This window comes from Halomonas sp. AOP7-E1-9 (genome assembly GCF_052376035.1).
Lineage (GTDB): Bacteria > Pseudomonadota > Gammaproteobacteria > Pseudomonadales > Halomonadaceae > Vreelandella > Vreelandella citrativorans.
This window is the reverse complement of the sequence record NZ_JBQSVC010000025.1, coordinates 1-26511: the sequence shown is the minus strand read 5'-3', so window position 1 is coordinate 26511 and position 26511 is coordinate 1. Positions and strand designations below refer to the sequence as shown.

The following is a 26511-nucleotide window of genomic DNA, read 5'->3' as shown; positions in this document are numbered from 1 at the left end:
CTTTTTTCTAACGAAAGAATTGACGGATTTGAATAGCAGCATCTTGCAGAAAAAACCACGACTGACGATATTGTCATCGCCAGTCGTGGTTTTTAACGCTCTATTTCTTCATCTTTTTTCGGCGGAGTCACCGCGCTGCTGGCGGTTTGGCGAATATCCTGCGAGGCATATAACCGGGCATCAACCACATGCAGCACTGCAAGTTGTACGAAAAGCACTGCAAAACAGATGATTAAAGCTTTGATCATGGCGGCTTTCCTGAACCAGGCTGGCGATAGCCAACCTTTTGCTGAATGCTAGCTTAAAGCAGGCTGAAAGCAATAGCGGCATTCGATAAAAACCTGCCATGAATAATAGCGCCCTATCCCTTGTCTACTGAGTAAACTCTTCCGTATCAATGTCCGCTTGCTGCGCTGGACTATACCGTTCACCGGCTACCTGATCAGGTGTCATCATTGAGTTGAGGTCACTGAGATAGTTTTTATCGAGCACCCAACTATCGGCTGCCAGGTTTTCACGCATATGAGCGATTGAGCAAGTCCCAGGAATGGGCACTATATGGCTACCTTGTGCTTTTACCCAGGCCAGTGCCAATTGGGCGGTAGTCACGTCAAGCGCTTGGGCTAGCGCCTGAAAGCGTGAAAGCACCGCTAGATTTTTAGGCAGATTGTCAGCGTTAAAACGTGGCATGTTAGCCCGCATATCACCCTCACCAAACACTGTATCGACCTGAATCGCACCTGCCAAAAACCCACGACCCAAGGGGCTAAATGCAACCATCGCCACATCAAGTGTTTGGCAGGCTTTGATGAGCGCAATTTCGGGGTTGCGTGTCCAGAGGGAATACTCTGACTGCACTGCTGCTATGGGATACTCCTTATGCGCTTTGGAAAGCGTTTTCGCTGAAACCTCCGACAGCCCCACACCGCCTATCTTGCCTTCATCGACCAACTTACCCAGTTCGCCGACACTCTCCTCGACGGGTACGCCGGGATCAAGCCGGTGCAGGTAATAGATATCGATATGATCAGTCTTTAAACGTGTCAGGCTTGCCTCACACTGTTGGCGTAGTATGTCTGGTCGACCATTGATAACCCGCTTTCCCGTCTCAGCATCAATCGCCATACCGCATTTACTGGCCAACAACAGCGCTTGGCGCTTGTCTTTTAAGGCATTGCCCAGCAAGCGCTCATTCGCCGTGGCCCCATACAGTGTCGCGGTGTCAAAGTGCCGATACCCCATTTCAAACGCTTCATGCAATGCTCGCAGGGCGTCTTTTTCAGACATCTGCTGACCATAACCATGAGACAAGTTCATACAACCAAGGCCAACAGCAGGCGAAGACACTTCTTTAAGACGCTGGAAAAACATCGACATAGGCATTCCCTGAAAGAAAATTTCTGCAGTACCGTTATGCCGTATAATAGTTAACAACTCAACGAACGAAAGCCCCACGGCATACCATGGGGCTTTCGGCAACGAACCATAAATTTCAGACGGCAGGTTTTAAAAAGCCTATTAACCAGTATGACGGCCTTGAAGCTTATCCAGTAGCCGATCAACCATGCCGACGCCCGGCCCGACGCTCTTATGAAATAGCTCAGAATGAGGTGCGCTAGGGTCCGGCCGTGTCGGTGATAGCTTTTTGGCAGCGTCGACTTTATTCCCCAAGTCGATAAGTTCATCAACGGGTATATGATTACGTAGTTTGGGAAATTGGTCGGACTCTTCATCATCAATGTGATGGCGAAGCTGCTTTTCCATCTCTTTAGTCAACGGGATAAACGAGGGGGCTGAGGCGTCGACATCCTCTAGCTTCTTCATCACCTTGACCAATTCATCATGCTCTCTCTTATCGTGCTCAACTTCATCACGCCCATTAGGAATATATTTCTCCATAGCAGGGTAAACATACATTTCCTCAGCAACGGCATGGCGCATCACTTCGGCAATAGCGGCGTCTATCAAGTCTCGACGCTGCTCGGGGTCGTTACTGCTTTCTACTTGGGCGAGTAGCTCCAGCATTTCCTGGTGGTCAGTCGTTAAAATATTGATGACGTCCAACCCGTTTCCTGTCTGGCCTTGCGTGTGGTTATCCATACCCTTCTCTCCCTCTTATTCAGAATCCATGAGCCGCCAGCTCCATTTCAAGCTAGCTCGCCTGATCGGTATTTCCAAGCTCACAGCCCGTGACCTAATACATGTTAAGAAGGTTTTTAAAACTGATTGGCAGGTGGCTGACGTCATATTCAAGCCGCACGCCATCAGCTACGTTATAAAAGGATTTCAAACCAGGGAGCGGATGATGACGACGTTTATGGTGTATCGAGCGGTTCAGGAAGGCGCTGAAATTGATGCCCAGCCTGAGTGGTGGGTCGTAGACTTGCGTGAGGAGGAAGAAAGAGATGGCGATTTGGTGCGCAAACGTTGTGCGACCAAGCCTGAAGCAGATGAAGCCGTTAATGAACTTAACAAAAAATATGCAACGACTTAGTAGTATCGATAACAGTACGACGGCTGAACATCCACCAGCCTGACAGCTGACAGGCTGGTGGACGATAATAATGTAGCAAGCAGAAGGAGGCCGCTATTTTTTACCCGTTAACGATCTAAGCAGCGTCTCAACCTGGTGGTCGCCCTCGCCTTCATTATCCAACTCCTCTTTCGCCAGCTCTTTTTTATTTCCCACGACGGCATTGCAGGCACTGCAGTAGATATTGTCATCTTCGTCTGTGTTTTCAGGGAAACGGTAGTCTTCGCTGCCACATTGGGCACATCGTTTCGGAAATGCCATTTAAACTTACTCCTTGTGTTGTGTGCGACATACCTTTACAGCTTAGCCGAAAGTGAATTAACTGCGTATGTGCACCTATAGCACATTCAGCGCCTAGCTCTCTTGTGGTGGATACGGGTTCTGCTTTAATAACGTGGCCAAGTGAACACAATTAAGCGCCAGGCCTGCCGTAGCGCTCTGAGTCGCTTCTGGTGTCTTCTCAAAATCCTTGAGGTCGACTCCCTGCATGGCTTCACCTACCCAATAGGTGCATGCGTTGGCAGGAAGGGTAAAACCAACGTCGTTTAGCCCCTGAAACAGCTCGGCAACAATATGATGAGCGCCATCTTCATTACCTACCACCACGACACCAGCGACCCGACCATACGAGACCATTCGTCCCTGCTCATCGGTTTCGCCAAGAAACGCATCCAGTCGCTCTAATACACGTTGACAGATACTGGAGTGATGGCCTAACCAGATAGGGCTACCCAGGATGAAGATATCGGCATCCAGAATCTGCTTTCGTATTTGCGGCCAATCATCACCCTCACCTTCATCCGATGTCACACCGGGCTTAATATTAAAATCCACAGCACGGATTTTCTCGCCAGTGACGCCATGGCGCTCAAGCGCTGCCAAGGTTTCGGATATAAGTCGATCACAAGAAGACGCTGCGGGTGACGCTTTAAGCGTACAGTTGATAGCCAAGGCTTTTAACGACATGGGTCTCTCCTTTTACGCGGCTTGGGGTGTCAGTGCTTGCGAAGCTTGGGGGTTATCTGCCGGGCGAACTGCCGAAACGAGGCTTTAACCGTACCCAGCGCGTCCGGATCGCCATGCAAAAGCGCTGACATATAGGCTTTCGCCTGCTCGGGCTTTATATGCGGCGGGATCGGCGGAACATCAGGGTCAGTTATAACTTCCAGCACAACAGGGCGGTCAGCACTTAAGGCCTGCTCCCAGGCAGTGGCAAGCATCTCAGGATCGCTGACCTTAATGCCCTTGAGCCCAATAAGCTCGGCATATTCGGCATAGGGAAAGTCAGGGAGATCCTGCGAGGCTTCATACTTCGGGTCGCCTTCTATTACCCGCATTTCCCACGTGACTTGATTAAGGTCCTGGTTATTAAGCACCATAACGATCAAGCGTGGGTCCGCCCACTGCTGCCAATACTTGGCAATGGTAATTAACTCCGAATTACCGTTCATCTGCATGGCCCCGTCTCCAACCAATGCAATGGCCACCCGTTCGGGATAAGCGAACTTGGCGGCTATCGCATAGGGAACGCCATTTCCCATCGTGGCAAGTCCACCAGAAACCGATGCCATCATGCCACGGCGTAATTTGAGATCACGTGCGTACCAGTTAGCAGCGGAACCGGAATCGCTGGTCAGAATGCAGTTATCAGGCAGGCGCGGCGACAGCTCCCAAAAAACACGCTGCGGATTAACCGGGTCAGCCTCCGCCATGGCACGCTCTTCAAGCACTTCCCACCATTGGGCAACACTTTTCTCAATATCTTGACGCCAACCACGATCTGTTTTCTGCTCTAAATAGGGCAACAGCGCTTGTAAGGTAGTCGCGCTATCACCCACAAGGTTCACCTCCATTGGGTAACGCATACTCACCTGGCGCCCATCAATATCGATTTGTACACCCCGGGCCTGCCCCTCCTCCGGTAAGAATTCCGAATAGGGGAAGCTTGAGCCAATCATCAATAGCGTGTCGCAGTTGGCCATTAACTCCCAGCTTGGGTTAGTACCCAGTAACCCGATAGATCCGGTAACGAAAGGCAAGTCGTCAGGAAGCACTGCACGCCCCAGTAGCGCCTTAGCGACACCAGCGCCTAGCCTGTCAGCCACCTGAATAATCTCATCGGTCGCATTCAGAGCCCCAGCACCCACTAGCATCGCCACTCTCTTTCCTTCATTTAACACTTGGCGGCTTGGCGCAAATCATTGTCATGAGGCACGGTAATGGGGCTTGAGTAGCCCACGCCCGAATGCACAGTACCGTGAGCATGCGCAGGTGTTTCAACCGCAGGCTGGGACTGAAGGTCATTGGGAACGATGATAACCGTCACGGTCCGCTCGGCGAGGGCTATACGGATAGCGCGGTCAATAAGGTGGCGTATCTGAGCTGGGCTGGTCGCCATATGCACGAATTCATGGGCGACGTCTTTGAAAAGCGACACCAGGTCGACTTCTTGCTGATATTCACCGCCCAAGGCCGCACGTGCTTGCTGGCCAACAATGGCGACGACTGGCTGATGATCTTTTTTGGCATCGTACAAGCCATTAAGCAGATGAATGGCACCAGGCCCGGAAGTCGCGGTACACACACCCACTTCCCCCGTAAACTTGGCATGAGCACACGCCATGAATGCCGCCATCTCCTCATGACGGGCTTGCACGAACTCGAACTGGTCACCCGCTCGTTGTAATGCCCCCATGATGCCGTTGCTGCCATCCCCCGAATACCCGAAAATACGTTTAACACCCCACTCACCCAAACGTTGAACCAGAAAATCACCTACCAGCTGCTTACTCATTTAAGCCTCCATGGCAAAGCTACGCCTTAGCTCGTCACTTTCATATAAATGTTCACTAGGCCTATAGGTATAGATACGGGTATCAGCAAAGGTCAACTTGGCAGGGCTTCTTGTTAATTATTATTAAACAACAACCTGTAGAGTAGGCTAGTTTGGTTGCTAAACGGTCATGTTCATTTTTTTAATTCTCATGGATTACCCACCATAACGAAATGTATGCCTCGCACCTGAGAAGAATTTAGTGATTTCGATGCCAACTATTTTACACTTGGGCAAGGCGAACCCAGCGTAACCGACGATATAATCTAGATATACGTTATTTACTTTTACGCTTAAAGCAAGAAGCCCGACCAGAGGCCGGGCTTTAACGTTGCATCCTTGTACACTCCGCAAGCTTCCTGCCTGCCCATCCTTAGGGAGTCTTCCTGACTCACTACTCCTTGCTGAACATCCTTGTCCAGTGGGTTGAGATTGCCACACTAAAAATGGCCTGTAAGTAACATAGTATAATTGATAGTAAAAACGCACTTATTTATTAACCTGCAGTAACTCTGTTAGTTAGCCAACTAGCCAAACAATGAGGCCACCTGCTAATCCACTTCGGGTTAAGTAGTAGAAACTTAGCCATAAGTAGTTATAACTATAATCTTATTTATCATACTTATTGAGGACGCCATGCACTCTAATACAAATTAACAATAAGAAACGTTCTTTTGATTTAAAAATAGTATGTAACATTAGATGAAAAAAGGCCTATAGTCTTTCATCACCCGTATTCGGGTTGATACATAACTCATGGAGGAGAAAGTGATGATCGCTGTTCATCAGGGTACCAAAATTGCGTTTTCAGCTATTTACCGGCGTTTGGTTATCAACCAGCTTATTAACCGTGTCGACAGCCTTGAATCTGAAAAATATGGGCTTATCGCCGAAAACAAGATATTGGCTACTGAAAACGCCAAGCTACGCAGGGCATTAGCAAAGCAACATAACGATGTAGCGTGATATTTAGTTCTGCGACCCTTGGCTAGCCGTAACGACGTCTAGGCCAAGGGTGGCGGAGTCTATGAGAGTTTTCAGCCACAAGCGGTTCAATCAAACTTTCTTTTTATCTCCGGTAATTTCATCGGTGACTTTTCGCAATCCCCTTTCAATCGGATGCTCATCATCATTATCACCTGTCACGCTAAACTCTGAGTTCGCCCCCCCGCTGTATATTTCTGCACCACAAGTGCCACACGTTGGGAGGGCATTTTCCGTATCGTTTGCGTCGGCGATATATTCCTTACCACATTTCTGACACTTATCGACATGTTCCATGGCCGTTCTCCTTTTTCCTATATCACTTCAACCTTAGAAGAAAGAAATGGTTCCATAAAGTCCGGGCAAGCCGATAACCACGTAGAGCGGTCCTATTGCATCAGACTACCGCCCGCGTCGTCGTCAAGCGCGACTCCCTGGACGCCTATCTCCGCCTCTAATGACAACAGGTAGTGGCGCAATGCGCGCCGCGTTGCCTGTTCCTCCAGGTGATGGCGAACACGTTCGGTAACGGCTTCGTAAGGCAGCAACTGCCCTTCCTCGCGGGCATCAACCACCACCAAGTGCCAACCATAGCGGGAGGCAATGGGCCGCTCATGAAGGCCGTTGGGTAAGTGGTGTAGCACTCGGTCAAGTTCAGCAACCGTTTGCCCTTGGGCCAACCAGCCGAGTTCCCCACCTTGGGTGTTGGAAGGACACGCTGAGTGGCGCTGGGCAAACTCCGTAAAGCGCGCAGGATCGTCCTTCAATGTTTCCAGCAGTGTTACGCCTTGCTGATAGTGTGCATCCCGAGCCACAGCATCTTCAGGCGCCGCAGCCAGCAAAATATGACGCACCTTTAAGCGTGTGGGCTCACTAAAACGCTCGGGGTGGTGCGCATAAAAGCGTTGGCAATCCTCGGTGCTGGGTTCCGGCACGTTCAGCGCCTGCTCTAGAAGCTGTGCAATCACCTTGTCATCGGCTGTTTCATTATCAGCCAATAACCCTTGCGCTTGGGCCTGCTGACACAGCAGCTCACGGACAACCAACGCCCGCGCAGCCTTAAGCTGGGCACTCCCCGCACTGTCTGACGGGTGATACTGCATTTCATGGGCAATGTCGCTTTCTTCAATAGCGCGGCTGCCCACCTGTATCAATGGTAGCGTGGCTTCACTTGGCAGCGCTTCGATATCAATCATTTGCATAACAACTCTCCTGATAAATTAGCGCTTAGCCGCGTTTACGCACTAATTGATAGCGCCGGGTCAGATAACCGAAAGGCGCGCTCCATACATGCACTAGCCGAGTGAAAGGGAACAACAGGATAATGGTTAGCCCCAAAAAGATATGCAGCTTGAATATCCAGGAAACATCTTGCAGATAGTTCGCTGCGCCGCCGTTAAAGAACACAATGGCCTGTGCCCAGCTTGCCAATGTCAGCATCATTTCGCCATCCATATGGCCCAGCGTGAAGAAAATGGTCGTCAGTCCAAGGCATGCCTGAATAAGCAAAATAGCCAGAATCAGCGTATCCATTTTACTCGATGAGGCGCGCACACGTGGATTGAACATCCGCCGATAAAGCAGCATCGCCCCGCCGATCACACACAACACGCCGGCAATACCACCAATCACCACGGCAAGCAGTTGCTTGGTGCTAGGGAGAAGAAAGTGCTCATACATCCAGTGTGGGGTAAGCAGACCAACCAAGTGGCCAAAAAAGATGGTAATGATGCCGATATGGAAGAGATTGCTGGCCAGGCGCATGTTTTTGGTCGACAGCATCTGGCTGGAGCCGGTCTTCCAAGTGTACTGCCCGTAGTCAAAACGCACCAGGCTCCCAAACAGAAATACGGTACCGGCGAGATAGGGATAGTAGCCGTAGATAAAATGCTCGAGGTAAGTCGTAATAGCGGACATTGAGATTCTCCTGTTAACGACCCATTCCCGGAGGCTGGGCTCCGGGAGAGAGAATACGAACGGCATCGTGTTGAACGCCCTGCTTGCGTTCAGCCAAGCGACGCCCTTCGGCAGATTGCAACGCACAGTCCTCGTCGGATGCCGCAGAAAAACGTACGGCTTCCTCTTCCCATACGGCATCCAGCGCTTCGGGGGTATTGTCAGGCTTTTCCGCCTTCACAACGGAGCGATGCGCGTTTATGTCCGCTTCGGCGCCAATGAGCGCCAGCAGCGCATGGGTCACCAAGGCATAGTCGCTATCACGCTCTTCCAGGCGAGCGGCAAGTAGCGCCAGAATATGGCGAATATTGCCAATCCAGCGGGCCATTTCCACATCGCTTCGCGTGGAGAGATACTCCAAGAACAGCGGTAAATAGTCAGGCAGCTCCCGGGCGTCTAGCTCAAAACCCGCCTTTCGGTACTCATCCATGAGATCCACCATAGCCTGGCCACGCTCTCGTGATTCTCCGTGTACGTGTTCAAACAGCAGCATCGATGTAGCCCGGCCCTGTTCGAAAAGCGCGACATACTCGGCTTGAAGGCTTAAAAGCTCGCTATCGGCAATTTGCTGACACCAACTCATCAAACGTTGGCGTAACGAAGCGGGCCAGCGATTCTCCGCGGCCACGATCTCGACAAGCTCCCCTACGGCCTGCTGCAATTCAGCTGTTGGGTAGTCAAGCAACCGCGACAATACGCGCAGGCTGCGCATGGTCTGTTGCTCTGGGGTCAAGAGCGGTTCTGCCAGATTACTCATGACGCGCCTCCTCGGATTGCGCCTGCGGATCAAAAACATTGACCGGTTTCACCATCGTGCTTTCAACAGGCCGACCGTTGAACAGGTTCGCTGTGCTCTCGCCGTTGCACCCGTCACCAAAGGTGAATCCGCACCCACCCCGTTCCGGGAAGGCGTCGCGCGCCATCTCGCGGTGGCTGGTTGGAATCACGAACCGATCTTCATAGTTGGCGATTGCCAGATACCGGTACATGTCCTCCACCTGAGCAACGCTTAGACCCACATCTTCCAGCACGCTGATATCCGCTTCTCCTTCAACATGCTTACCGCGCATATAAAGGCGCATCGCCATCAAACGCTTAAGCGCGAGCACAACGGGGGCTTCTTCCCCGGCGGTCAGCATATTGGCCAAGTACTTCACCGGGATACGCAGCGACTCAATTTTTGGCATCACGCCATCGAACTCGACCTTACCCGCTTCGGCCGCAGACTGAATGGGCGACAGCGGCGGTACGTACCAGACCATGGGCAGCGTGCGGTATTCTGGGTGCAGCGGAAGCGCCAGCTCCCAATCAATGGCCAGCTTGTAGACGGGCGATGCCTGAGCGGCCTGAATGACGTTGTCGGGAATACCATCTTTCTTGGCTTGGGCAATGACCTCGGGATCATGAGGGTCCAGGAAGATGTCGCGCTGGCGGTGGTACAAGTCCTGCTCGTCGGCGGAGCTTGCGACTTCCTCAATGCGGTCGGCGTCATAAAGCAGAACACCTAAATAGCGAATACGCCCCACGCAGGTTTCTGAGCAGATGGTTGGCTGGCCCGACTCAATACGCGGGTAACAGAAAATACACTTCTCGGATTTGCCGCTTTTCCAGTTGTAGTAGATCTTCTTGTAGGGGCAACCGGAAATACACATCCGCCAGCCGCGGCATTTATCCTGGTCAATCAGTACGATGCCGTCTTCTTCACGTTTGTAAATGGCGCCACTGGGGCAGCTTGCCACGCAGGTAGGGTTAAGGCAGTGCTCACACAGGCGTGGCAGATACATCATGAAGGTGTTTTCGAACTGGCCGTAGATATCTGCCTGCACCTGCTCGAAGTTGATGTCCTTGCGGCGCTTGGCAAACTCGGTGCCTAGAATTTCCTCCCAGTTAGGGCCCCATTCAATTTTCTTCATACGCTCGCCAGAGATCAGTGAACGCGGGCGGGCTACCGGCTGGTGCTGTCCGGGCTTGGCAGTGTGCAGGTGCTGGTAATCAAAGGTGTAAGGTTCGTAGTAGTCATCAATAGCGGGCAAGTCGGGGTTGGCGAAGATATTGGCCAATACACGCCATTTACCGCCAATGCGTGGCTCTATCTTGCCATCACGGCTGCGCATCCAGCCGCCCTTCCACTTGGCCTGGTTTTCCCACTCTTTGGGATAGCCGATACCCGGCTTGGTTTCAACGTTGTTGAACCAGGCATACTCGACACCTTCGCGGCTAGTCCAGACGTTTTTGCACGTTACCGAGCAGGTGTGACAACCAATGCACTTATCAAGGTTAAGGACCATGCCTACCTGAGAGCGAATTTTCATTTCACCGCCTCCTGAACGTCATCCTGGCCTTCACCATCCAGCCATTCGATATGCTTCATCTTGCGTACCAGCACGAACTCATCGCGGTTCGAGCCTACGGTTCCGTAGTAGTTGAAGCTGTAAGCGAGCTGGGCGTAGCCGCCGATCATATGAGTGGGTTTAGGGCAAACACGCGTCACAGAGTTATGAATACCACCACGCGTGCCGGTAATTTCCGAACCGGGGACGTTCACCTGACGCTCTTGGGCGTGGTACATCATCACCATGCCATCCTTAACGCGCTGACTGACCACGGCGCGGGCAGCAATCGACCCGTTGGCGTTATAAACCTCTATCCAGTCGTTGTCTTGAATATCGATATCGGCAGCATCACCTTCGGAAAGCCACACCACGGGGCCACCGCGATTCAGCGTCAACATCAGCAGGTTGTCGGAGTAGGTGGAGTGAATCCCCCACTTTTGGTGCGGTGTCAGGAAATTCAGCGCCTTGCTTTTGAAACCGTTATCCTCGGGCAGCTTGAAATTTTCCGCGGCGCGGGTGTTGATCGGTGGGCGATACACCAACAGGCTTTCGCCGAAATCACGCATCCAGGCATGATCCTGATAAAACTGCTGACGTCCACTGACCGTGCGCCATGGAATCAGCTCATGAACGTTGGTATACCCGGCGGTATAGGAGACGTGTTCATCCTCCAGGCCCGACCAAGTGGGGCTGGAAATAATCTTGCGCGGTTGCGCCACGATATCGCTAAAGCGGATTTTTTCATCCTCTTTAGGTCGTGCCAGATGCGAGTGGTCGCGCCCGGTAATTTTGGAGAGTGCCTCCCACGCCTTGAGTGCTACCTGGCCATTGGTTTCTGGCGCCAGCGTCAGTACGGTTTCTGCCGCGTCAATAGCGCTTTCGATGTTCGGGCGCCCTTTTGCCGGGCCTTCATGCTTAACGTGATTCAGTTTGCCGATCAGTTCTATTTCGCTATCCGTGTTCCAACTGATGCCTTTGCCACCATTACCGAGCTTTTCAAGCGCCGGGCCAAGTGAGGTAAAACGCTCGTACGTGGCGGGGTAATCGCGCTGTACTTCTATCAATGCAGGCATGGTTTTGCCGGGGATGGGCGCGCACTCGCCCTTTTTCCAATCCTTTACATCTATCTGCGCAAGCTCGCCCGGGGAGTCGTGCTGCATGGGGAGCGTGACTAAATCCGTCTCTTCGCCCAAGTGGCCCACACACGCTTTCGAGAACGCCTTGGCGATGCCTTTATAAATGTCCCAATCGCTGCGCGACTCCCAGGCAGGATCGGTGGCAGCCGTTAGCGGATGGATAAACGGGTGCATGTCGGAGGTATTAAGGTCGTTCTTTTCATACCAGGTCGCCGTGGGTAGCACGATGTCCGAATAGAGGCAGGTCGTCGACATACGAAAATCAAGCGTGACTAATAGGTCAAGCTTGCCTTCAGGCGCCTCGTCGTGCCATTTGACCTCTTCTGGCTTCTGCCCGCCAAAATCGCCCAGGTCTTTACCCTGAATGCCATGCCGAGTCCCCAGCAGGTACTTGAGCATGTATTCATGCCCTTTACCGGAGCTACCCAGCAGGTTAGAACGCCAGATAAACATGTTACGCGGGAAGTTCTGGGGGTTATCCGGGTCTTCGGCAGCAAAGGAAAGCTCACCGGCTTTTAATTGCTGAACGACATAATCCTTGGTGGCCATGCCGGCGTCTTTGGCCTTGCCTGCCAAATGCAGCGGATTCGTGGTTAGCTGAGGGGCAGACGGCAGCCAGCCCATACGCTCAGCGCGTACGTTGTAGTCGATCAGGCTGCCGGTGTGACGGCGAGGGTCAGCCAGTGGCGAAAGAATCTCTTTGATCTCAAGCTTCTCATAGCGCCACTGCGAAGAGTGGTTATAGAAGAATGACGTAGAGTTCATATGACGCGGTGGGCGTGTCCAGTCAAGCCCAAATGCCAAGGGCAGCCAGCCCGTTTGGGGGCGCAATTTTTCCTGGCCGACATAGTGTGCCCAGCCGCCGCCGCTCTGGCCAATACACCCGCACATGATCAGCATATTGATCAAGCCGCGATAGTTCATGTCCATGTGGTACCAGTGGTTCATACCGGCACCCACGATAATCATGGAGCGCCCACGTGTCTTGTGGGCATTATCGGCAAATTCCCGCGCGATACGAGTACACTGCTCTGCCGAGACGCCGGTAATTTTTTCCTGCCAAGCGGGGGTGTAAGGTTTTATCTGGGCATAGTCGGTAGCGCCATCGTCCTCATCCGCTTGACCAAACCCACGGTCAATACCGTAGTTGGCACACATCAGGTCAAAGACCGTCACCACCAGCACGCTGCTGCCATCGGCTTTTTGCAGCCGTTTAGCGGGCAGGCTGTGGAACAAGCGGTCGCCACTTTCGCCTTCTACATGCGCAAAGTGCTTATGCTCGATACCGCCGAAATAGGGAAAAGCCACGCGCGCGACGTCGTCATGGCGCTCGGCAAGGCTCAAGAGAGGTGAAATCTCAACGCCGTCGGCATCCAAAGGCTCCAGGTTCCATTTACCCTGGTGAGCTTCTTCTTCCCCCCATCGGAAACCAATAGAGCCCTGCGGGACTACCAGCTGATCACGTGCGTCATCCCAAACCAGTGTTTTCCACTCAGGATTATTGTCCTGCCCCAAGTGATCAGCAATATCACTGGCGCGCAGTTGGCGCCCGGGCACAAGAGAGCCATCATCGCGTGGCTCCAGCTCGACCAGGCAGGGCATATCGGTATACCGGCGCACGTAATCGGTAAAGTAGGCGCTGGGATTTTCAAGGTGAAACTCTTTGAGAATGACGTGGCCCATGGCCATGGCGAGCGCTGCGTCGGTGCCCTGTTTGGCAGAGAGCCACTCATCTGTGAGTTTGGAAACCTCGGCGTAATCGGGGGTAATGGAAACGGTTTTGGTGCCCTTATAGCGAACCTCGGTGAAGAAGTGGGCGTCTGGCGTGCGGGTCTGAGGCACATTCGACCCCCAGGCAATGATATAGCCTGAGTTGTACCAGTCGGCAGATTCGGGAACATCGGTTTGTTCGCCCCACGTCATCGGCGAGGCGGGTGGCAAATCGCAGTACCAGTCGTAAAAGCTCATGCATACGCCGCCGATTAACGACAGGTAGCGGCTACCGGCGGCGTAACTGACCATCGACATGGCAGGGATAGGTGAAAAGCCAATGATGCGGTCAGGCCCGTACTGTTTGGCGGTATAAACGTTGGAAGCCGCGATTAACTCATTAAGCTCATCCCAGTTGCCACGAACAAAGCCGCCCATGCCGCGGGCGCGTTTGTACTCTTTGGTTTTGGCCGGATCTTCAACAATCGAGGCCCAGGCCTCTACCGGGTCGCCTTTTTCACTTAACGCTGCACGCCAAAGCGCCAACAGCGGTTTACGGACAAGGGGATACTTGAGACGGTTAGCACTGTAAAGGTACCACGAGTAGCTCGCCCCTCGAGGGCAGCCGCGAGGCTCATGATTAGGCAGGTCGGGGCGTGTACGCGGGTAATCGGTCTGCTGAGTTTCCCATGTCACCAGGCCGTTTTTGACGTAAATTTTCCAGCTACACGAGCCGGTACAGTTAACTCCGTGGGTAGAGCGGACGACCTTGTCGTGTTGCCATCGGCGGCGGTAACTGTCTTCCCACTGGCGGTCTTCCTGGCGAACTTCGCCGTGGTCATTGGCAAAAGGCTCGCGCGTTTTGCGGAAAAAATTTAGCCGGTCAATGAAATGACTCATGGTCGATCTCCCTGGCGCCAAAAAGAAAGCAATGCCTAAACAGGCGTCTTGGAAATCGATTCTGAGCGATTAAAACGGCAATATCTGCCAGGTTACCTCCATATAACCCCACCCTACCTCTTAAGGGATACGCGGCTAAAGACCACAGGCGACGACGTTTCATTCATGGCAGTAAATCAGACAAGATAGCGATGAAACTCCGTATAATCCCCCAGCGAAACAGGTGTATTTTTGTTCACAAGAAGCTGTTTTAATCCAGAGATAAACTTATGATTGAGCACTATTTTGCGGTTAAGCATCTTCATATGACGGCCGCCTATGCGAGCCTCGTCTTCTTTATAGTACGTGCTTATTGGTCAGTGACTGAGCGACCGATTCTTAAAGCGCGCTGGGTCAAGATACTCCCTCATATCATCGATACGGCGCTCCTGACCTTCGGCGTGCTATTGGCCATCATGCTGAGCTTCTGGCCACTTCCGCCATGGCTCAGCGCCAAAATCACCGCGCTGATTGTTTATATTCTGCTCGGCACAATGGCGATTAAACGCGGTAAAACGCCAGCCATTCGGGCCGGTACCGCCGTGGCAGCGGTGCTTGTATTTATCTATATACTGGGCGTTGCGATGCATCGGACTCCGCTTTCATGGCTAAGCTGATGAGGTTACCTATAAGAAGTGACGCCATTAGCGCGCATTACTCACTAGGCGGGAATAACATACCGGCGTGAAGTTGGTAGAGGTCTGGCTGATGCGCTTCAGCAATTCGGGTGACGCGTTCGATTCCCTCCTCCAACAAGTGCACCTCTATTTGGCGGCGGTCTTCACGTCCTTGACGGCGCTCAACGAGTGATAGCTGCTCACAGCGATCGACCAATGCCACAGTGCCGTGATGCTTGGCTTGCAGCCGCTCGGCAAGCTCACCTACCGTTGCCCAATCACGCTCAGCAAAACCGCGTAAGTGCAGCAACAGCTGGTATTGCAACGCGGTGAGCCCATGCTTGCGGCAGATATCTTCGCTGCGACGTAAAAAACAGCGTAACTGATAGCGAAACTGAGATAGACGCTCGAAATCTTCCTTATCAAGCTCACCTTTTTGCACTGCTGTTTTTTCTGCCATGGATGCTCCTTAACGTGCTCGTGACGACTTTCCCCCGCTTGACAATACCGAAGACGTCCTCTAAAAACAAAATATCATTATATGATATATAGCCGTTTAATTTTAAGACACCAAGAGGTAGTTGAGATGAATGTACTTACATTTTTCAAAATGCCCTTTAGTCATCGCGCTGGTTGGCAAGCGCTTAAATCGAACTCGCCTTCCATTCCGACGTTAGCGTGGTGTGTGGTTCTTCCCATGTCGTTATTGCCCCCTTTAATGCTCTATTATGCAGGAACGCATTATGGCGATACCTTTATGACCGGTTTTGCTGAAAGGGAGTGGCGATTTATTACGACAATTCTTTTTTTGGCCGAGCTACTGACTTTTTTTATAATGGGCTGGGTTATTCACGCAGTCGTCAATGGTGTCGAGCAGCTTTCAATTAGCTATAAAAATGCCTATTTACTTGCCACACTCGCTCCTCTTCCCTTATGGATATCAGCCCTTGCGCTATGGGTGCCCTCGTTATTTTTCAATGTGATCGTCGGATTGGCGGCTCTAGGCGTTTCATGCAGTCTGATTTATCACGGCTTGCAAGCGCTCTGCACTCGTAACGAGCTGGATGTTGCCACTATATCAGCCACTTATACTATTATGTCAGCCGGTATTCTTGGATGGGGTGTTTTGCTCGCGGTTGTTTGGGCTTACTAAACGCCGTTGAACACCATGGTAGTTCTAGCGCATTTTCAATGTGCGAAGACGTCGCTTGTGAGCACTAAAAATAACGCTCATCAGAAATACTCGAATCTAAAAAATCACACGGCCTCACATTTGTTTAGGTTTTACGTGATAGGCCTCTTAACCAGCCATTATATTGACGAGAGACAAAGAAGATTACATGATTCACCAAGATACGGTGTATCTGCTTCTCATATCTTTCGATAAGTAATATAGTCATTTATCGTTAGCCATGCCGTCGGCTTCAGCAGCTTTTACTTATCCTTTTAAGACCTCTCCTTTTTTAAATCCATGGGAGTCGCATGAATCTCTTACGCCACTCTCTTGTAGCTCGTATTACTGCTTACCTCTTGGCCATCACGGGGATGACCGTTCTCAGCATCGGCTTCACCATGATGATTGCCCAAAATAGCCAAGGCGATGCAGCGGCGATTAATGTCGCGGGCTCATTACGCTTGAACAGCGCGCAGCTTTCTGAAGCCTTAGGCCCATTGACCCAAACGCAAAACGGGTCTCAACAAAACGTTAACCGACTGACTGATCAGCTTACCGGGAAACTGGAAGGCCCAGTACTCGCCGTTGGGTATCACTACACCCATGATGAGGTGCTTCAAGAGCAGCTTGCTGGGCTAAAAGCGCTGTGGCATAACACCTTAATCCCCCTGCTTGATGATGCTATTCACGGTAGTAGCAACGATATAGCACAAGCCAGAGTAGCGCTGAATAATCTTATTCATCATATTGACCAGTATGTCTCGACACTTGAAAGCAGCACTAAATCCAAGATGCATTTACTGGGTTCTCTGCAGCTGCTTTTTTTCCTTTTGATTGGTGTGCTGCTTTTCATTGCGCTCTACGATATTCGGCATAATCTGGTGACGCCGCTTCGCCAGCTTAGAGTTCTGAGCCGCGAAGCGGGCCATGGCAACTTTCAATATCGCTCTAATTTTTCCAGCCACGATGAGCTAGGCCAGCTTGGGCGCGCTTTTGATCAGATGGCAGCAAGGCTGGATACGCGTTACCAGGCGTTGGAAGCGCGTGTATCTCACAAGCAGGCAGAGCTTAAACGCCACAATCGCGCCCTCCAGATCATTCACAATGGAAGCCGTACGCTTTATGGGGGCGGCAATGACCTTTGCGCCAGCACGGCACCTATCTTACGCGAGCTTGAGGACCTACTGGATATCGGCCCTATCGTGCTTTCGCTGCGTAGCGAGCATGACGATACAGATATGGCAATTTTGGCAACCCACTCATCCGAGCGGCCTCTCTATTGTCGAGACTTAAACTGCCTTGCCTGCCTGGAGCCGCAACGAGGCAATGCAGTTGCTCGCAATGCCGAAGCGATCGTGCTGCCCGTTGCGGTTGGCGAGGAGATTCTTGGCTCCCTTACCGTGGGCTACTCTGCGCCCATCAACGCATCGAAGCAGCAGCTACTCAATACGCTTACCGACAACCTGGCCACGGCTATCTTTTTGCAGAAGCGTATTGAAGAAGAGCAACAACTTTCTCTTGTCAACGAGCGCACGATTATTGCCCGTGAGCTTCACGATTCACTCGCGCAGTCGCTGTCTTATTTAAAAATGCAGGTAACACGCCTGGAGCGCATGCAGGAGAAACAGTTTTCTGCTGAGCAACAACGTGGCGTAACCAGCGATTTACGTGAAGGGCTGAATAGTGCCTATCGCCAGCTCCGTGAGCTATTAAGCACGTTCCGGCTTAGTTTGGATACGCCAGGCCTTCAGCCCGCACTACAGCAAACCATCAAAGAGTTTAGCCAGCGGCTTGGGTTCCCGGTCGAGCTAACCTACCGCCTGCCGCCTCACTTACTTAGCGCAAGTGAAGAAATACACCTGCTGCAAATCACTCGTGAAGCACTCGCCAATACACATAAGCATGCCAAAGCTCACTGGGCACACGTTAGCCTGGTATTTGATCAGGCAGCACTGCACTTGGCGATTGAAGATGACGGTATAGGACTACAGGATGATCAGTCCCCCCCCATGCACTACGGATTAGTGATCATGCGTGACCGAGCCAATAACATTAATGCCGACCTTCATTTCAATAATCGACCAGAAGGAGGCACAGGCGTTTATCTGTGCTTTACCCCGTTGACCGAACGTCTTATCAAGGAAGGAAGTACTTGAATATGGCTAGCGAAATTTACGACGAGCCCGCCACACTTATCGTAATTGATGATCATCCATTGCTACGACGAGGCGTACGTCAATTACTGGAAATGGAAGATGATCTGGCATTGGTATTTGAAACAGGAAGCCCCCGTGAAGGCATCCATCAAGCCATCACGCTTGATCCAGACATGGTGCTGCTGGATCTCAATATGCCCGAGATGGATGGCTTGGAAACACTTAAACATTTGCGCGAAGAAGGTTATGCAGGCCGCGTCATTATGTATACCGTGTCAGATCAGGAAGACGACGTTGTCGATGCGCTGCGTGGCGGGGCCGATGGCTACTTGTTAAAGGACATGGAGCCAGAGGATATGATTCATCAACTGCGCCAGGCTGCCAAAGGCCGCATGGCCATTAGCGAAAATTTAACAGCGCTACTTGCCCAAGCATTGCGCAACCAGCGTTCACTCCCTGCGAAACCGTCTATTAATGCGCTTACTCAGCGCGAAAAAGAGATTCTTGCCGAATTAGCCGCAGGCATGTCGAACAAGCTCATTGCTCGCAAGCTTGATATTACCGAAGGCACCGTCAAGGTACATGTTAAGCACCTGCTCAAAAAGCTAAGCCTGCGCTCCCGCGTTGAAGCGGCTGTTTGGGCCGTACAAGAAGGCCTCAATAAGTAGCTGAAAGCCTGCCATGAGTGGATACCCCTTAAAATCCAACTTCCACTTATTGCCATTTATTACACCACCTAGCGCACCATTAAAACTTTTAAAAACAGTACATTAGATACTCAGCATACATACCTCGTAAGAGGTACTTGAGAGTTCCCATCCATTGACCTGCCTCATTCCCCCTCTGCTTGCTAGCGCGTATCTTTCGTATAAGCAGTGCTATGCGGCACTTTTCTACAAGGGGGTACATGATGGCCAGAAAAAATGCTGACATTGAACGCTGGGATGTCGAAGACTCCGGCTTCTGGGAAAACGAAGGAAAGCACATTGCAAACCGCAATTTATGGATTTCTATTCCGAGCCTTCTGGTAGGCTTTGCGGTATGGATGATGTGGGGCATGATCGCCACCCAGATGCAAAACCTGGGCTTTCCTTTCACTACTGACCAGCTCTTTACCCTTACCGCTACTGCGGGGCTGGCGGGCGCAACATTACGTATCCCTGCGGCATTTATGCTTAGTTTAGCGGGGGGACGTAATACGGTTTTTCTCACCACAGCATTGCTGATCATACCCGCAGCAGGCACTGGGTTCGCGCTTATGAATCCGAACACGCCTTTCTGGATTTTTCAGGCACTGGCCCTGTTATCAGGTATTGGCGGAGGAAACTTTGCCTGTTCCATGAGTAATATTTCGAGCTTCTATCCCAAAAAACAGCAAGGCTACGCACTGGGAATGAACGCAGGGCTTGGCAATTTTGGTGTCACCACCATGCAAATCCTTGTTCCCCTGGTGATGACTGTCGGCCTTTTTGGTGTTCTTGCGGGCGGCCCCATGGAGCTTCAAAACACAAGCGGAACCTTGATTGGCCGCATTGAGGCGGGCACCCTTACCTGGATACAGAATGCGGCGTTTATCTGGGTGCTCTTTCTCATCCCTTTGGCCTTTGCTGGCTGGTTTGGTATGAATAACTTGCGCCCTATTAGCCCCGACCCAGGCACACCGCTACAGGCATTTGGCAAAATACTGGGGCTTTATGGTGTAGGTATTATTGCGACGTTCCTTGGCCTTGTGGCGCTGTCTTGGCTAAATATGTGGCTGGCTCTGCCCTGCACCGTCATTGTCACTCTGATCATGCTGCGCCTTATACCTGGCGAACAAATTAAACCTAATATCCAAAAGCAGTTTACGATTTTCCGTGATAAACACACGTGGGCAATGACGCTACTTTACATCGTCACCTTTGGCTCATTTATTGGCTTTTCAGCGGCTCTTCCCCTTTCAATCACGATTATATTCGGCAATATGGCCGAAATAGCTGCCGATGGAAGCATTAATCGAATCGCCAACCCGGATGCGCCCAGCGCGCTTACGTGGTCATGGATAGGCCCTTTTATAGGTGCGCTGGTACGCCCTATCGGTGGCTGGGTAGCCGATAAATTCGGTGGCTCACTGGTCACACAAATCATCACGGTGGTAATGGTCTTTGCATCAGCCGGGGCAGGTTACGTCATGATGCTGGCGTACAACGCCACCGATCCTAACCAATACTTCTGGTTATTCATGCTGCTGTTTATGGTGCTTTTCACCGCCAGCGGCATCGGCAACGGCTCTACATTTCGCAGTATTGGCTTTATTTTTGACGCGCAGAAAAAAGGTCCGGTACTGGGTTGGACAGCGGCTATTGCTGGTTACGGCTCGTTTATTGCTCCCGTTGTGCTGGGGGATCAAATTCGTGCAGGCTCGCCTGAAGTAGCCATGTATGGTTTTGCCGTTTTTTACCTGGTTTGCCTACTGATCAACTGGTGGTTCTACCTGCGCAAAAATGCCTATGTGCGTAATCCATAGTGATTTGATGCCAATTAAATTGAGGACCTGGATATCAATGCTATCTATCCTATTGACGCGAAAACTCAGGGGGCGCCATGGCTACCCATCGTTTTAAGCAGAATGCGGTACTCATTGCCAACACCTTTGCGTTCACCATGTGCTTTATGGTCTGGACCATGTTTGGTGAAATTGGCGTTCCTATTGCCGAGGAGTTAGCACTTAACGGAACGCAGTTTGGCATTTTAACGGCCATTCCCATTCTTACCGGTGCTCTCGCCCGCTTGCCCTTGGGCTCAATGACAGACCGTTACGGCGGGCGTCCGGTTTTCTTTATTGTGCTTTTGGTTATTGTGCCCGCTATCTGGCTGGTGCAGTTCGCCACCGCTTATTGGCAGTTATTAATACTAGGCGCTTTTATTGGCCTATCCGGGGGGGCTTTTTCGGTTGGTATCACTTATACGGCAAAGTGGTTTGAAAAAGATCGCCAAGGCTTGGCAATGGGGGTATTTGGAGCGGGCAATGCGGGTGCCGCGGTTACCAAATACATAGCCCCTACCGTTATCGTTATGCTTGGCTGGCAAGCGGTACCCAATCTGTATGCGATTATCATGCTCGCAACTGCCGCTTTCTTTTGGTTCTTCTCGTTTACTGACCCGAGCCATCGCAATACACAACGTAGCTCCTTGCGTGAGCAGCTCAACGTTATCAACGACCCAAAAGTCTGGAAGTATTGTCAATACTACTCGGTAGTGTTCGGCGGCTATGTCGGCGTCTCACTATGGCTTACCCGTTACTACATGAATGAATATGGCTTTGGCATTCAATTAGCTGCCGTGATTGCCACTATTTTCGTGTTGCCTTCCGGCATTATTCGCGCATTCGGCGGTTGGTTATCGGATCGTTTCGGCGCCCACACTGTAACCTGGACATGCTTATGGGCGAGTTTAATTGCGCTCTTTATCATGTCCTATCCAGAGACCTACTATAGCGTTCAAGGCGCTGCCAATGGGGCTCGCGTGGAGTTTGGGTTTGGCATTCCCGTGTGGCTTTTCACTACCGCGCTATTTGTAGTGGGCATTGCGTGGGGAATTGGTAAAGCCTCCGTCTTTAAGTATCTTGCCAATGACTACCAGGAAAACCTTGGTTTGGTGTCCGGCATTGTCGGCCTTGCAGGCGGCCTGGGAGGTTTTCTACTGCCTATCATGTTTGGCGCCCTCGTCGACCTGACAGGCATCGCCACCACCGTATGGATGCTGTGCTTCGCGGTAACACTTATTTCGATTATCTGGATGTGGTGGACAGAAAGACGTGTAAAAACGTTTACAAAAGAGACGGAAGATTAAGCAAATCATATTTCCCCCTCTTCTGAAAGCCGTTGCTTACCGTTTGAAGTAGCGGTCTTTAGTAATTTGCCATGATGGAGTGTTGTCTACCACAGTGATCAGCGAGAATTGTAGTGGTTCAATAAAACCGGACACCAACGTAGGTGGTAATATTGCCACCATAAGCGAGGTGTCTGATGACCAGGAAACGACGTACTTTTTCGCCTGAATTTAAGCAGGAAGCTGCCAGCCTGGTACTAGATCAAGGGTACAGCTATCCCCAAGCTTGTACCTCGTTGGGTGTCGGAGAAAGCGCCCTGCGACGCTGGGTTCACCAGCTTGCGGACGAGCGTCAAGGGGTAACGCCTAAGGGTAAAGCGTTAACCCCAGAACAGCAGCGTATTCAGGAGCTTGAGGCTCGCTGCAAACGCCTTGAGATGGAAAAAACCATCCTAAAAAAGGCTACTGCTCTCTTGATGTCGGACGACATGAATCGTACGCGCTGATAGACCAGTTGAGTGAGCAAATGCCTGTTGAAATGGTCTGTAACGCGTTTGATATTAGCCGCTCCAGTTACTACGAGTACCGCCAGCGGCGGGACCGCGTGAATGTTGAGCGTTTGGCCTTAAAGGCTCAGGTAAACCGCCTTTTCAAAAAGAGTCGCAGCTCAGCTGGCAGCCGCTCGATCAAGGGTTTGCTCAACGAAGAAGGCGTCACCATTGGTCGTTTCAAGGTTCGGCGTTTGATGAGCGAAATGGGGTTAATCTGTAAGCAGCCGGGCCCTCATGCTTACAAGCAGGCGCCCGTTGAGCGACCTGATATTGCGAACCATCTTGACCGCAAATTTACACCAGACCAGCCCAATCAGGTCTGGTGTGGTGACATCACCTATATCTGGAGTGGCCAGCGTTGGAGCTACCTGGCCGTTGTGTTGGATCTTTATGCTCGTCGTGTTGTTGGCTGGGCCATGTCGTCCAGTCCGGATGCAGGTCTTGTTGTGAAAGCGCTGGATCATGCCTGGGAACAACGTGGTCAGCCAAAGAGCGTCATGTTCCATTCCGATCAGGGTAGTCAGTATGCCAGCCGCAAGTTCCGCCAAAGACTTTGGCGCTATCGAATGAAACAAAGCATGAGCCGACGTGGCAACTGCTGGGACAACTCGCCGATGGAAAGGTTGTTCCGGAGCCTGAAATCGGAGTGGATACCGGCTTTGGGATATCGAAATCTACCTGAGGCCAAGAAAGACGTTAGTGGCTACCTGATGGGTTACTACAACCAGCAGCGCCCTCACTCATTTAACGATGGTATGCCTCCCGTTGTGGCTGAGGAAAATCTTAAATTACTGTCCGGTATTAGTTGACCACTACAATTATATGCTGCTTATCTGCCGGTTCTTGGCGTGGTTTCAGCCACTCACTGCATCGCCAACCTGGTCCTTGGCTTGGGTCAGGTTGTTTTTGATTATCTTGATGGCACTTCCAACACTTAAAAGGAGTATACCATGGCGCGTTTTGACAACAGAATTGGTCTTATTACTGGGTCTGCCAGCGGCATCGGCAAGGAAATTGCCATTCGTTTTGCTGCCGAGGGTGGTACTCCTATCATCGCTGATCTCAACCTGGATGCCGCCAAGGCCACTGCCGAAGAGATCAAGGCCTCGGGCGCCGATGCGTTTGCGGTGGCAATGAACGTCACCGACGAAGCGCAAGTCGAAAAGGCGGTCAATGAGGTCATTGCCAAGTACGGCAAGATTGACGTCCTGGTCAGTAACGCAGGTATCCAGACCGTGCATCCGCTGGTCGACTTTCCGTTTGAGGACTGGAAAAAGCTGCTGTCCATTCATCTTGACGGCGCATTCCTTACTACGCGAGCCTGTTTAAAGCACATGTACGCCGCCAATTATGGCCGTGTAATTTATATGGGCTCGGTCCACTCCAAAGAGGCCTCTAAGCTCAAGGCGCCCTATGTCACCGCCAAGCATGGCCTGATCGGCCTTAGCAAGGTGCTGGCCAAGGAAGGAGCAGAGTACAACGTGACGTCCAACGTGGTATGTCCAGGTTTTGTGCGCACACCCTTGGTAGACAAACAGATCCCTGAGCAAGCAAAAGAGCTGGGTATCACTGAAGAGGAAGTGATCAAGAACGTCATGCTTAAAGACACCGTGGATGGGCAATTCACTACCACTGACGATGTGGCCGATGCCGTACTGTTCTTTGCGGGCGCCGAGAGCAATGTGATGACCGGTCAGTCGTTGGTAGTAAGCCACGGCTGGTTTATGCAGTAACTGCTAGTCTGCTGAAAGCGGCTTGGTGGCTGAGGCCAGGTGGGTAAGAGAGTAAAAAGCTGTGCCAATCATGCTACAAGAATGCGCCAAAGCCACCGCGCTTGCACATTCTGGACACAATGAAAGACCGGTGCATTCTATAGAGGAGGTATTGGGACAAAAATGCAGAGCTTAGAATCGAAAAAAGCCTCTGAAGAATCAGGGGCTTTTCGAGATAAGTGGCGGAGGGACAGGGGCTTTCTGATAAATCACATAACTAATTGTTTTATATATAATATAAGAAGGTATTTAACCTTTTGGTTAGAACTATTGGTTAGAAATTGACTATTTTTTGAGCTAAAATATCCTGACTCAATCAGGGAATCATGAAATGGCTGACCATCTAGTTCAGAAAAACGGAATGTATCACGTAAGGCTTGACATACCCGAAGATGTAAGGAAAGCCTTCGGTGGTCGCAAAGCATTGACGAAGACCTTAAAAACTGGGAGCAAGAGAGAAGCCAACGAGAGAAAGTTGCCAATTCTCCATGCATGGCGGAAGCAGATTCGAAATGCCCGCCAAGGTCAGCCCTTGGCCGAAGCCGAGCGGAGCCAGTGGCCGAAAGCTCAGCAGAAGTACAGCACAAAGCTACCTTTCACTCCTAAACAACTTGAAAAGTTTGAGAAATATCAGAAGGAAATCAAGGAAATATCAACAAAGACCATCGATACTCAAATATCCAAAATTAAACAAATGGATGCTTATTTTAAAGAGAATGGCGACGACCTGACGTTTGGAGCAGTCCATAGGTTCTTAGAAACCCTGGAAGTCACCCCGAAAACAAAGAAGCAATATCTCTATGCTGGAAATAGTTTCCACAAATGGATGTATAAGTATAGTCGTGAGTATCGCACGAAATACAAGCAGAAGTCCCCGCCCTTTGAAGGTCACGACCTGCCATCTATCAAGAAAGGCAAGAAGAAAGAAGAAAAGCGACTCCCCTTTCCTATTGAAGATCTGCCCAAGCTTCACAGCGAAGCAGTAGCAAAAGGAAAGCTAGCACTTGCCGATATGATAAAGATAGCAAGCTATACTGGATGCCGTATTGAAGAAATATGCAAGCTTAAAAATGAGCATATCATCGAAGAAAAAGGTATAAAGTGCCTTTTCATTGAAGAAGGCAAAAATGATTCCAGCATCAGAAAAATACCAATTCATCCTAAAATCAAAAGGTTGATTGATGAGCTGGCGACCAAATCCAGCGACGGCTACTTAATAAAGAGTTCTGGCGGTAATAAGTATGGCATTCGCTCAGACTCCCACAGTAAGGCTTTTGGGAGGCTTAAAACGGGAATGGGCTATGATGCCCGCTATGTCTTCCATAGCATCAGGAAGACGGTCATAACAGCTTTACAGCACATTGATACCCCACCGCTTATCATAGCCTCCATAGTCGGTCATGAAACCGGAACCGTGACGTTTGATATTTACAGTGAAGGAGCAAGTGCTGAACAGATGTTTAAATCTCTAAAAAAGTTAAACATTCCACCCTTCAATACCTAGGTGGCGAAGCCACCGCATAGGATTAAAAACAAAATAATGCCGAAGGCTTAACGTCGTTTTCAACAAAAAATTGAGCTATTGAGTAGACCAGCAGAAAGAAGCAAAGATTTTATGTCATATATAAAGCACTTTTGCTTTATAAAAAAAATCATGGTTGAGTATTTGCTCAACTATAGTTGACCATAAGCTCAACTCTTTGAGTATATGGTCAACTTTTATGCCAAAGATTGAATATCTCTAGCTTTATTTGAAAGAAACCCCACCTTTCATCAGTGGATTATCGCTCTATCAAAATATTTTACCTTAGCCCAAACACTTCTACGTAAACTTGTCCATCCTCCGTATGCTGAGCAGTATAATCGATATTCACGCTTTCATTGTTTCGCCCTTGCAGAGATGCCCCACAAGAAATCTGACCAGTATCTTCATTTCTAGAATTAAGTCTTATATTGGCTAGGTTAAAAGCTGAAACAGTAGCCTCAGTTTCTGACACAACTCTGGCT

General features: G+C 50.8%; 26 protein-coding genes. 11 read left to right on the top strand and 15 right to left on the bottom strand.

Annotated elements, in window-relative coordinates; translation table 11 throughout:
- Nucleotides 1–92: 92 nt before the first annotated feature.
- The 3 genes from ACT3R4_RS13385 to ACT3R4_RS13375 form a co-directional block, all read right to left on the bottom strand.
- Nucleotides 93–248 (bottom strand): hypothetical protein, encoded by a 156-nt coding sequence (locus ACT3R4_RS13385; RefSeq protein ID WP_172116656.1) that lies wholly within the window; start codon nt 246–248, stop codon nt 93–95.
- 124 nt (nt 249–372) lie between these two features.
- Nucleotides 373–1377 (bottom strand): aldo/keto reductase, encoded by a 1005-nt coding sequence (locus ACT3R4_RS13380; RefSeq protein WP_193056411.1) that lies wholly within the window; start codon nt 1375–1377, stop codon nt 373–375.
- Between the two features lie 141 nt (nt 1378–1518).
- Complete coding sequence (locus ACT3R4_RS13375; protein WP_441679315.1) at nt 1519–2100, bottom strand: hemerythrin domain-containing protein; 582 nt, start codon at nt 2098–2100, stop codon at nt 1519–1521.
- A 28-nt stretch (nt 2101–2128) separates the two neighbouring features.
- On the opposite strand from ACT3R4_RS13375, the gene ACT3R4_RS13370 reads away from it, so the two are divergent.
- The gene (locus ACT3R4_RS13370) at nt 2129–2494 is read left to right on the top strand and encodes a hypothetical protein (protein WP_226912001.1); all 366 of its coding nucleotides are present in this window, start codon (nt 2129–2131) and stop codon (nt 2492–2494) included.
- Nucleotides 2495–2587: 93 nt separating this feature from the next.
- Here the strand turns inward: ACT3R4_RS13370 and ACT3R4_RS13365 are convergent, their stop codons facing one another.
- The 4 genes from ACT3R4_RS13365 to ACT3R4_RS13350 form a co-directional block, all read right to left on the bottom strand.
- On the bottom strand, nt 2588–2794 hold the full coding sequence (locus ACT3R4_RS13365) for a hypothetical protein (RefSeq protein WP_193056413.1): 207 nt from the start codon (nt 2792–2794) through the stop codon (nt 2588–2590).
- Between the two features lie 93 nt (nt 2795–2887).
- Nucleotides 2888–3499, bottom strand: coding sequence for a flavodoxin family protein (locus tag ACT3R4_RS13360; RefSeq protein WP_193056414.1), 612 nt, complete (start codon nt 3497–3499; stop codon nt 2888–2890).
- A gap of 29 nt (nt 3500–3528) precedes the next feature.
- Nucleotides 3529–4686 carry a thiamine pyrophosphate-dependent enzyme gene (locus ACT3R4_RS13355; protein ID WP_441679324.1) on the bottom strand — a complete coding sequence of 386 codons (1158 nt, stop codon included), beginning with the start codon at nt 4684–4686 and terminating at the stop codon, nt 3529–3531.
- A 20-nt stretch (nt 4687–4706) separates the two neighbouring features.
- Complete coding sequence (locus ACT3R4_RS13350; RefSeq protein WP_441679316.1) at nt 4707–5327, bottom strand: thiamine pyrophosphate-binding protein; 621 nt, start codon at nt 5325–5327, stop codon at nt 4707–4709.
- An 810-nt stretch (nt 5328–6137) separates the two neighbouring features.
- On the opposite strand from ACT3R4_RS13350, the gene ACT3R4_RS13345 reads away from it, so the two are divergent.
- The gene (locus ACT3R4_RS13345; protein WP_441679317.1) at nt 6138–6332 is read left to right on the top strand and encodes a hypothetical protein; all 195 of its coding nucleotides are present in this window, start codon (nt 6138–6140) and stop codon (nt 6330–6332) included.
- Nucleotides 6333–6422: 90 nt separating this feature from the next.
- Here the strand turns inward: ACT3R4_RS13345 and ACT3R4_RS13340 are convergent, their stop codons facing one another.
- The 6 genes from ACT3R4_RS13340 to ACT3R4_RS13315 form a co-directional block, all read right to left on the bottom strand.
- On the bottom strand, nt 6423–6647 hold the full coding sequence (locus tag ACT3R4_RS13340; RefSeq protein WP_172116663.1) for a hypothetical protein: 225 nt from the start codon (nt 6645–6647) through the stop codon (nt 6423–6425).
- 92 nt (nt 6648–6739) lie between these two features.
- Nucleotides 6740–7552, bottom strand: coding sequence for a peptidylprolyl isomerase (locus ACT3R4_RS13335; RefSeq protein WP_193056416.1), 813 nt, complete (start codon nt 7550–7552; stop codon nt 6740–6742).
- A 25-nt stretch (nt 7553–7577) separates the two neighbouring features.
- Complete coding sequence (gene narI, locus ACT3R4_RS13330) at nt 7578–8267, bottom strand: respiratory nitrate reductase subunit gamma (protein WP_441679318.1); 690 nt, start codon at nt 8265–8267, stop codon at nt 7578–7580.
- A gap of 13 nt (nt 8268–8280) precedes the next feature.
- Nucleotides 8281–9063, bottom strand: coding sequence for a nitrate reductase molybdenum cofactor assembly chaperone (gene narJ, locus ACT3R4_RS13325; protein WP_441679319.1), 783 nt, complete (start codon nt 9061–9063; stop codon nt 8281–8283).
- On the bottom strand, nt 9056–10618 hold the full coding sequence (gene narH, locus ACT3R4_RS13320) for a nitrate reductase subunit beta (protein ID WP_193056418.1): 1563 nt from the start codon (nt 10616–10618) through the stop codon (nt 9056–9058). Before narH ends, narJ begins: the two co-directional genes overlap by 8 nt.
- Nucleotides 10615–14385 carry a nitrate reductase subunit alpha gene (locus ACT3R4_RS13315; RefSeq protein WP_441679320.1) on the bottom strand — a complete coding sequence of 1257 codons (3771 nt, stop codon included), beginning with the start codon at nt 14383–14385 and terminating at the stop codon, nt 10615–10617. The genes narH and ACT3R4_RS13315 overlap by 4 nt, the downstream gene beginning before the upstream one ends.
- A 269-nt stretch (nt 14386–14654) precedes the next feature.
- Between ACT3R4_RS13315 and ACT3R4_RS13310 the strand changes: the two genes are divergently transcribed.
- Nucleotides 14655–15041 (top strand): SirB2 family protein, encoded by a 387-nt coding sequence (locus ACT3R4_RS13310; protein ID WP_441679321.1) that lies wholly within the window; start codon nt 14655–14657, stop codon nt 15039–15041.
- A 37-nt stretch (nt 15042–15078) separates the two neighbouring features.
- On the opposite strand, the gene ACT3R4_RS13305 is transcribed toward ACT3R4_RS13310, so the two are convergent.
- Nucleotides 15079–15501: a MarR family transcriptional regulator gene (locus ACT3R4_RS13305; protein ID WP_441679322.1), complete on the bottom strand. Its 423-nt coding sequence runs from the start codon at nt 15499–15501 to the stop codon at nt 15079–15081.
- Between the two features lie 81 nt (nt 15502–15582).
- On the opposite strand from ACT3R4_RS13305, the gene ACT3R4_RS13300 reads away from it, so the two are divergent.
- From ACT3R4_RS13300 to ACT3R4_RS13265, 8 genes are all read left to right on the top strand, one after another.
- Entirely contained in the window at nt 15583–16194 is a 612-nt protein-coding gene (locus ACT3R4_RS13300) for a Yip1 family protein (RefSeq protein WP_353744594.1), read from the top strand.
- Between the two features lie 329 nt (nt 16195–16523).
- Nucleotides 16524–18371 carry a histidine kinase gene (locus ACT3R4_RS13295; protein WP_441679323.1) on the top strand — a complete coding sequence of 616 codons (1848 nt, stop codon included), beginning with the start codon at nt 16524–16526 and terminating at the stop codon, nt 18369–18371.
- A gap of 2 nt (nt 18372–18373) precedes the next feature.
- Nucleotides 18374–19039 carry a two-component system response regulator NarL gene (gene narL, locus ACT3R4_RS13290; protein ID WP_172116672.1) on the top strand — a complete coding sequence of 222 codons (666 nt, stop codon included), beginning with the start codon at nt 18374–18376 and terminating at the stop codon, nt 19037–19039.
- Nucleotides 19040–19281: 242 nt separating this feature from the next.
- Nucleotides 19282–20877 (top strand): MFS transporter, encoded by a 1596-nt coding sequence (locus tag ACT3R4_RS13285; RefSeq protein WP_441679325.1) that lies wholly within the window; start codon nt 19282–19284, stop codon nt 20875–20877.
- A gap of 77 nt (nt 20878–20954) precedes the next feature.
- Nucleotides 20955–22202: an MFS transporter gene (locus tag ACT3R4_RS13280; protein WP_193056422.1), complete on the top strand. Its 1248-nt coding sequence runs from the start codon at nt 20955–20957 to the stop codon at nt 22200–22202.
- Between the two features lie 176 nt (nt 22203–22378).
- Nucleotides 22379–23541 (top strand): IS3 family transposase gene (locus tag ACT3R4_RS13275; RefSeq protein ID WP_193057450.1). Its coding sequence is split into 2 segments (ribosomal slippage): nt 22379–22634 and nt 22634–23541, totalling 1164 coding nucleotides; the frame shifts between segments, so codons are not numbered across the junction.
- 141 nt (nt 23542–23682) lie between these two features.
- Complete coding sequence (locus ACT3R4_RS13270) at nt 23683–24465, top strand: 3-hydroxybutyrate dehydrogenase (protein WP_193057179.1); 783 nt, start codon at nt 23683–23685, stop codon at nt 24463–24465.
- Nucleotides 24466–24835: 370 nt separating this feature from the next.
- Nucleotides 24836–26008 (top strand): tyrosine-type recombinase/integrase, encoded by a 1173-nt coding sequence (locus ACT3R4_RS13265; protein ID WP_193057180.1) that lies wholly within the window; start codon nt 24836–24838, stop codon nt 26006–26008.
- Nucleotides 26009–26306: 298 nt separating this feature from the next.
- On the opposite strand, the gene ACT3R4_RS13260 is transcribed toward ACT3R4_RS13265, so the two are convergent.
- Nucleotides 26307–26511, bottom strand: a 205-nt coding sequence (locus tag ACT3R4_RS13260; protein ID WP_496201223.1) for a hypothetical protein, incomplete at its 5' end; no start/stop codon positions are given.

Coding starts and splice junctions, on each gene's coding strand:
- ACT3R4_RS13280 (WP_193056422.1), top strand. CDS start 20,955: ATGGCTACCCATCGTTTTAAGCAGAATGCGGTACTCATTGCCAACACC.
- ACT3R4_RS13370 (WP_226912001.1), top strand. CDS start 2,129: ATGAGCCGCCAGCTCCATTTCAAGCTAGCTCGCCTGATCGGTATTTCC.
- ACT3R4_RS13300 (WP_353744594.1), top strand. CDS start 15,583: ATGATATATAGCCGTTTAATTTTAAGACACCAAGAGGTAGTTGAGATG.
- ACT3R4_RS13315 (WP_441679320.1), bottom strand. CDS start 14,385: ATGAGTCATTTCATTGACCGGCTAAATTTTTTCCGCAAAACGCGCGAG.
- ACT3R4_RS13270 (WP_193057179.1), top strand. CDS start 23,683: ATGGCGCGTTTTGACAACAGAATTGGTCTTATTACTGGGTCTGCCAGC.
- ACT3R4_RS13345 (WP_441679317.1), top strand. CDS start 6,138: ATGATCGCTGTTCATCAGGGTACCAAAATTGCGTTTTCAGCTATTTAC.
- ACT3R4_RS13380 (WP_193056411.1), bottom strand. CDS start 1,377: ATGTCGATGTTTTTCCAGCGTCTTAAAGAAGTGTCTTCGCCTGCTGTT.
- ACT3R4_RS13265 (WP_193057180.1), top strand. CDS start 24,836: ATGGCTGACCATCTAGTTCAGAAAAACGGAATGTATCACGTAAGGCTT.
- ACT3R4_RS13365 (WP_193056413.1), bottom strand. CDS start 2,794: ATGGCATTTCCGAAACGATGTGCCCAATGTGGCAGCGAAGACTACCGT.
- narI (WP_441679318.1), bottom strand. CDS start 8,267: ATGTCCGCTATTACGACTTACCTCGAGCATTTTATCTACGGCTACTAT.
- narJ (WP_441679319.1), bottom strand. CDS start 9,063: ATGAGTAATCTGGCAGAACCGCTCTTGACCCCAGAGCAACAGACCATG.
- narL (WP_172116672.1), top strand. CDS start 18,374: ATGGCTAGCGAAATTTACGACGAGCCCGCCACACTTATCGTAATTGAT.
- ACT3R4_RS13350 (WP_441679316.1), bottom strand. CDS start 5,327: ATGAGTAAGCAGCTGGTAGGTGATTTTCTGGTTCAACGTTTGGGTGAG.
- narH (WP_193056418.1), bottom strand. CDS start 10,618: ATGAAAATTCGCTCTCAGGTAGGCATGGTCCTTAACCTTGATAAGTGC.
- ACT3R4_RS13340 (WP_172116663.1), bottom strand. CDS start 6,647: ATGGAACATGTCGATAAGTGTCAGAAATGTGGTAAGGAATATATCGCC.
- ACT3R4_RS13360 (WP_193056414.1), bottom strand. CDS start 3,499: ATGTCGTTAAAAGCCTTGGCTATCAACTGTACGCTTAAAGCGTCACCC.
- ACT3R4_RS13355 (WP_441679324.1), bottom strand. CDS start 4,686: ATGCTAGTGGGTGCTGGGGCTCTGAATGCGACCGATGAGATTATTCAG.
- ACT3R4_RS13385 (WP_172116656.1), bottom strand. CDS start 248: ATGATCAAAGCTTTAATCATCTGTTTTGCAGTGCTTTTCGTACAACTT.
- ACT3R4_RS13310 (WP_441679321.1), top strand. CDS start 14,655: ATGATTGAGCACTATTTTGCGGTTAAGCATCTTCATATGACGGCCGCC.
- ACT3R4_RS13295 (WP_441679323.1), top strand. CDS start 16,524: ATGAATCTCTTACGCCACTCTCTTGTAGCTCGTATTACTGCTTACCTC.
- ACT3R4_RS13375 (WP_441679315.1), bottom strand. CDS start 2,100: ATGGATAACCACACGCAAGGCCAGACAGGAAACGGGTTGGACGTCATC.
- ACT3R4_RS13285 (WP_441679325.1), top strand. CDS start 19,282: ATGGCCAGAAAAAATGCTGACATTGAACGCTGGGATGTCGAAGACTCC.
- ACT3R4_RS13335 (WP_193056416.1), bottom strand. CDS start 7,552: ATGCAAATGATTGATATCGAAGCGCTGCCAAGTGAAGCCACGCTACCA.
- ACT3R4_RS13305 (WP_441679322.1), bottom strand. CDS start 15,501: ATGGCAGAAAAAACAGCAGTGCAAAAAGGTGAGCTTGATAAGGAAGAT.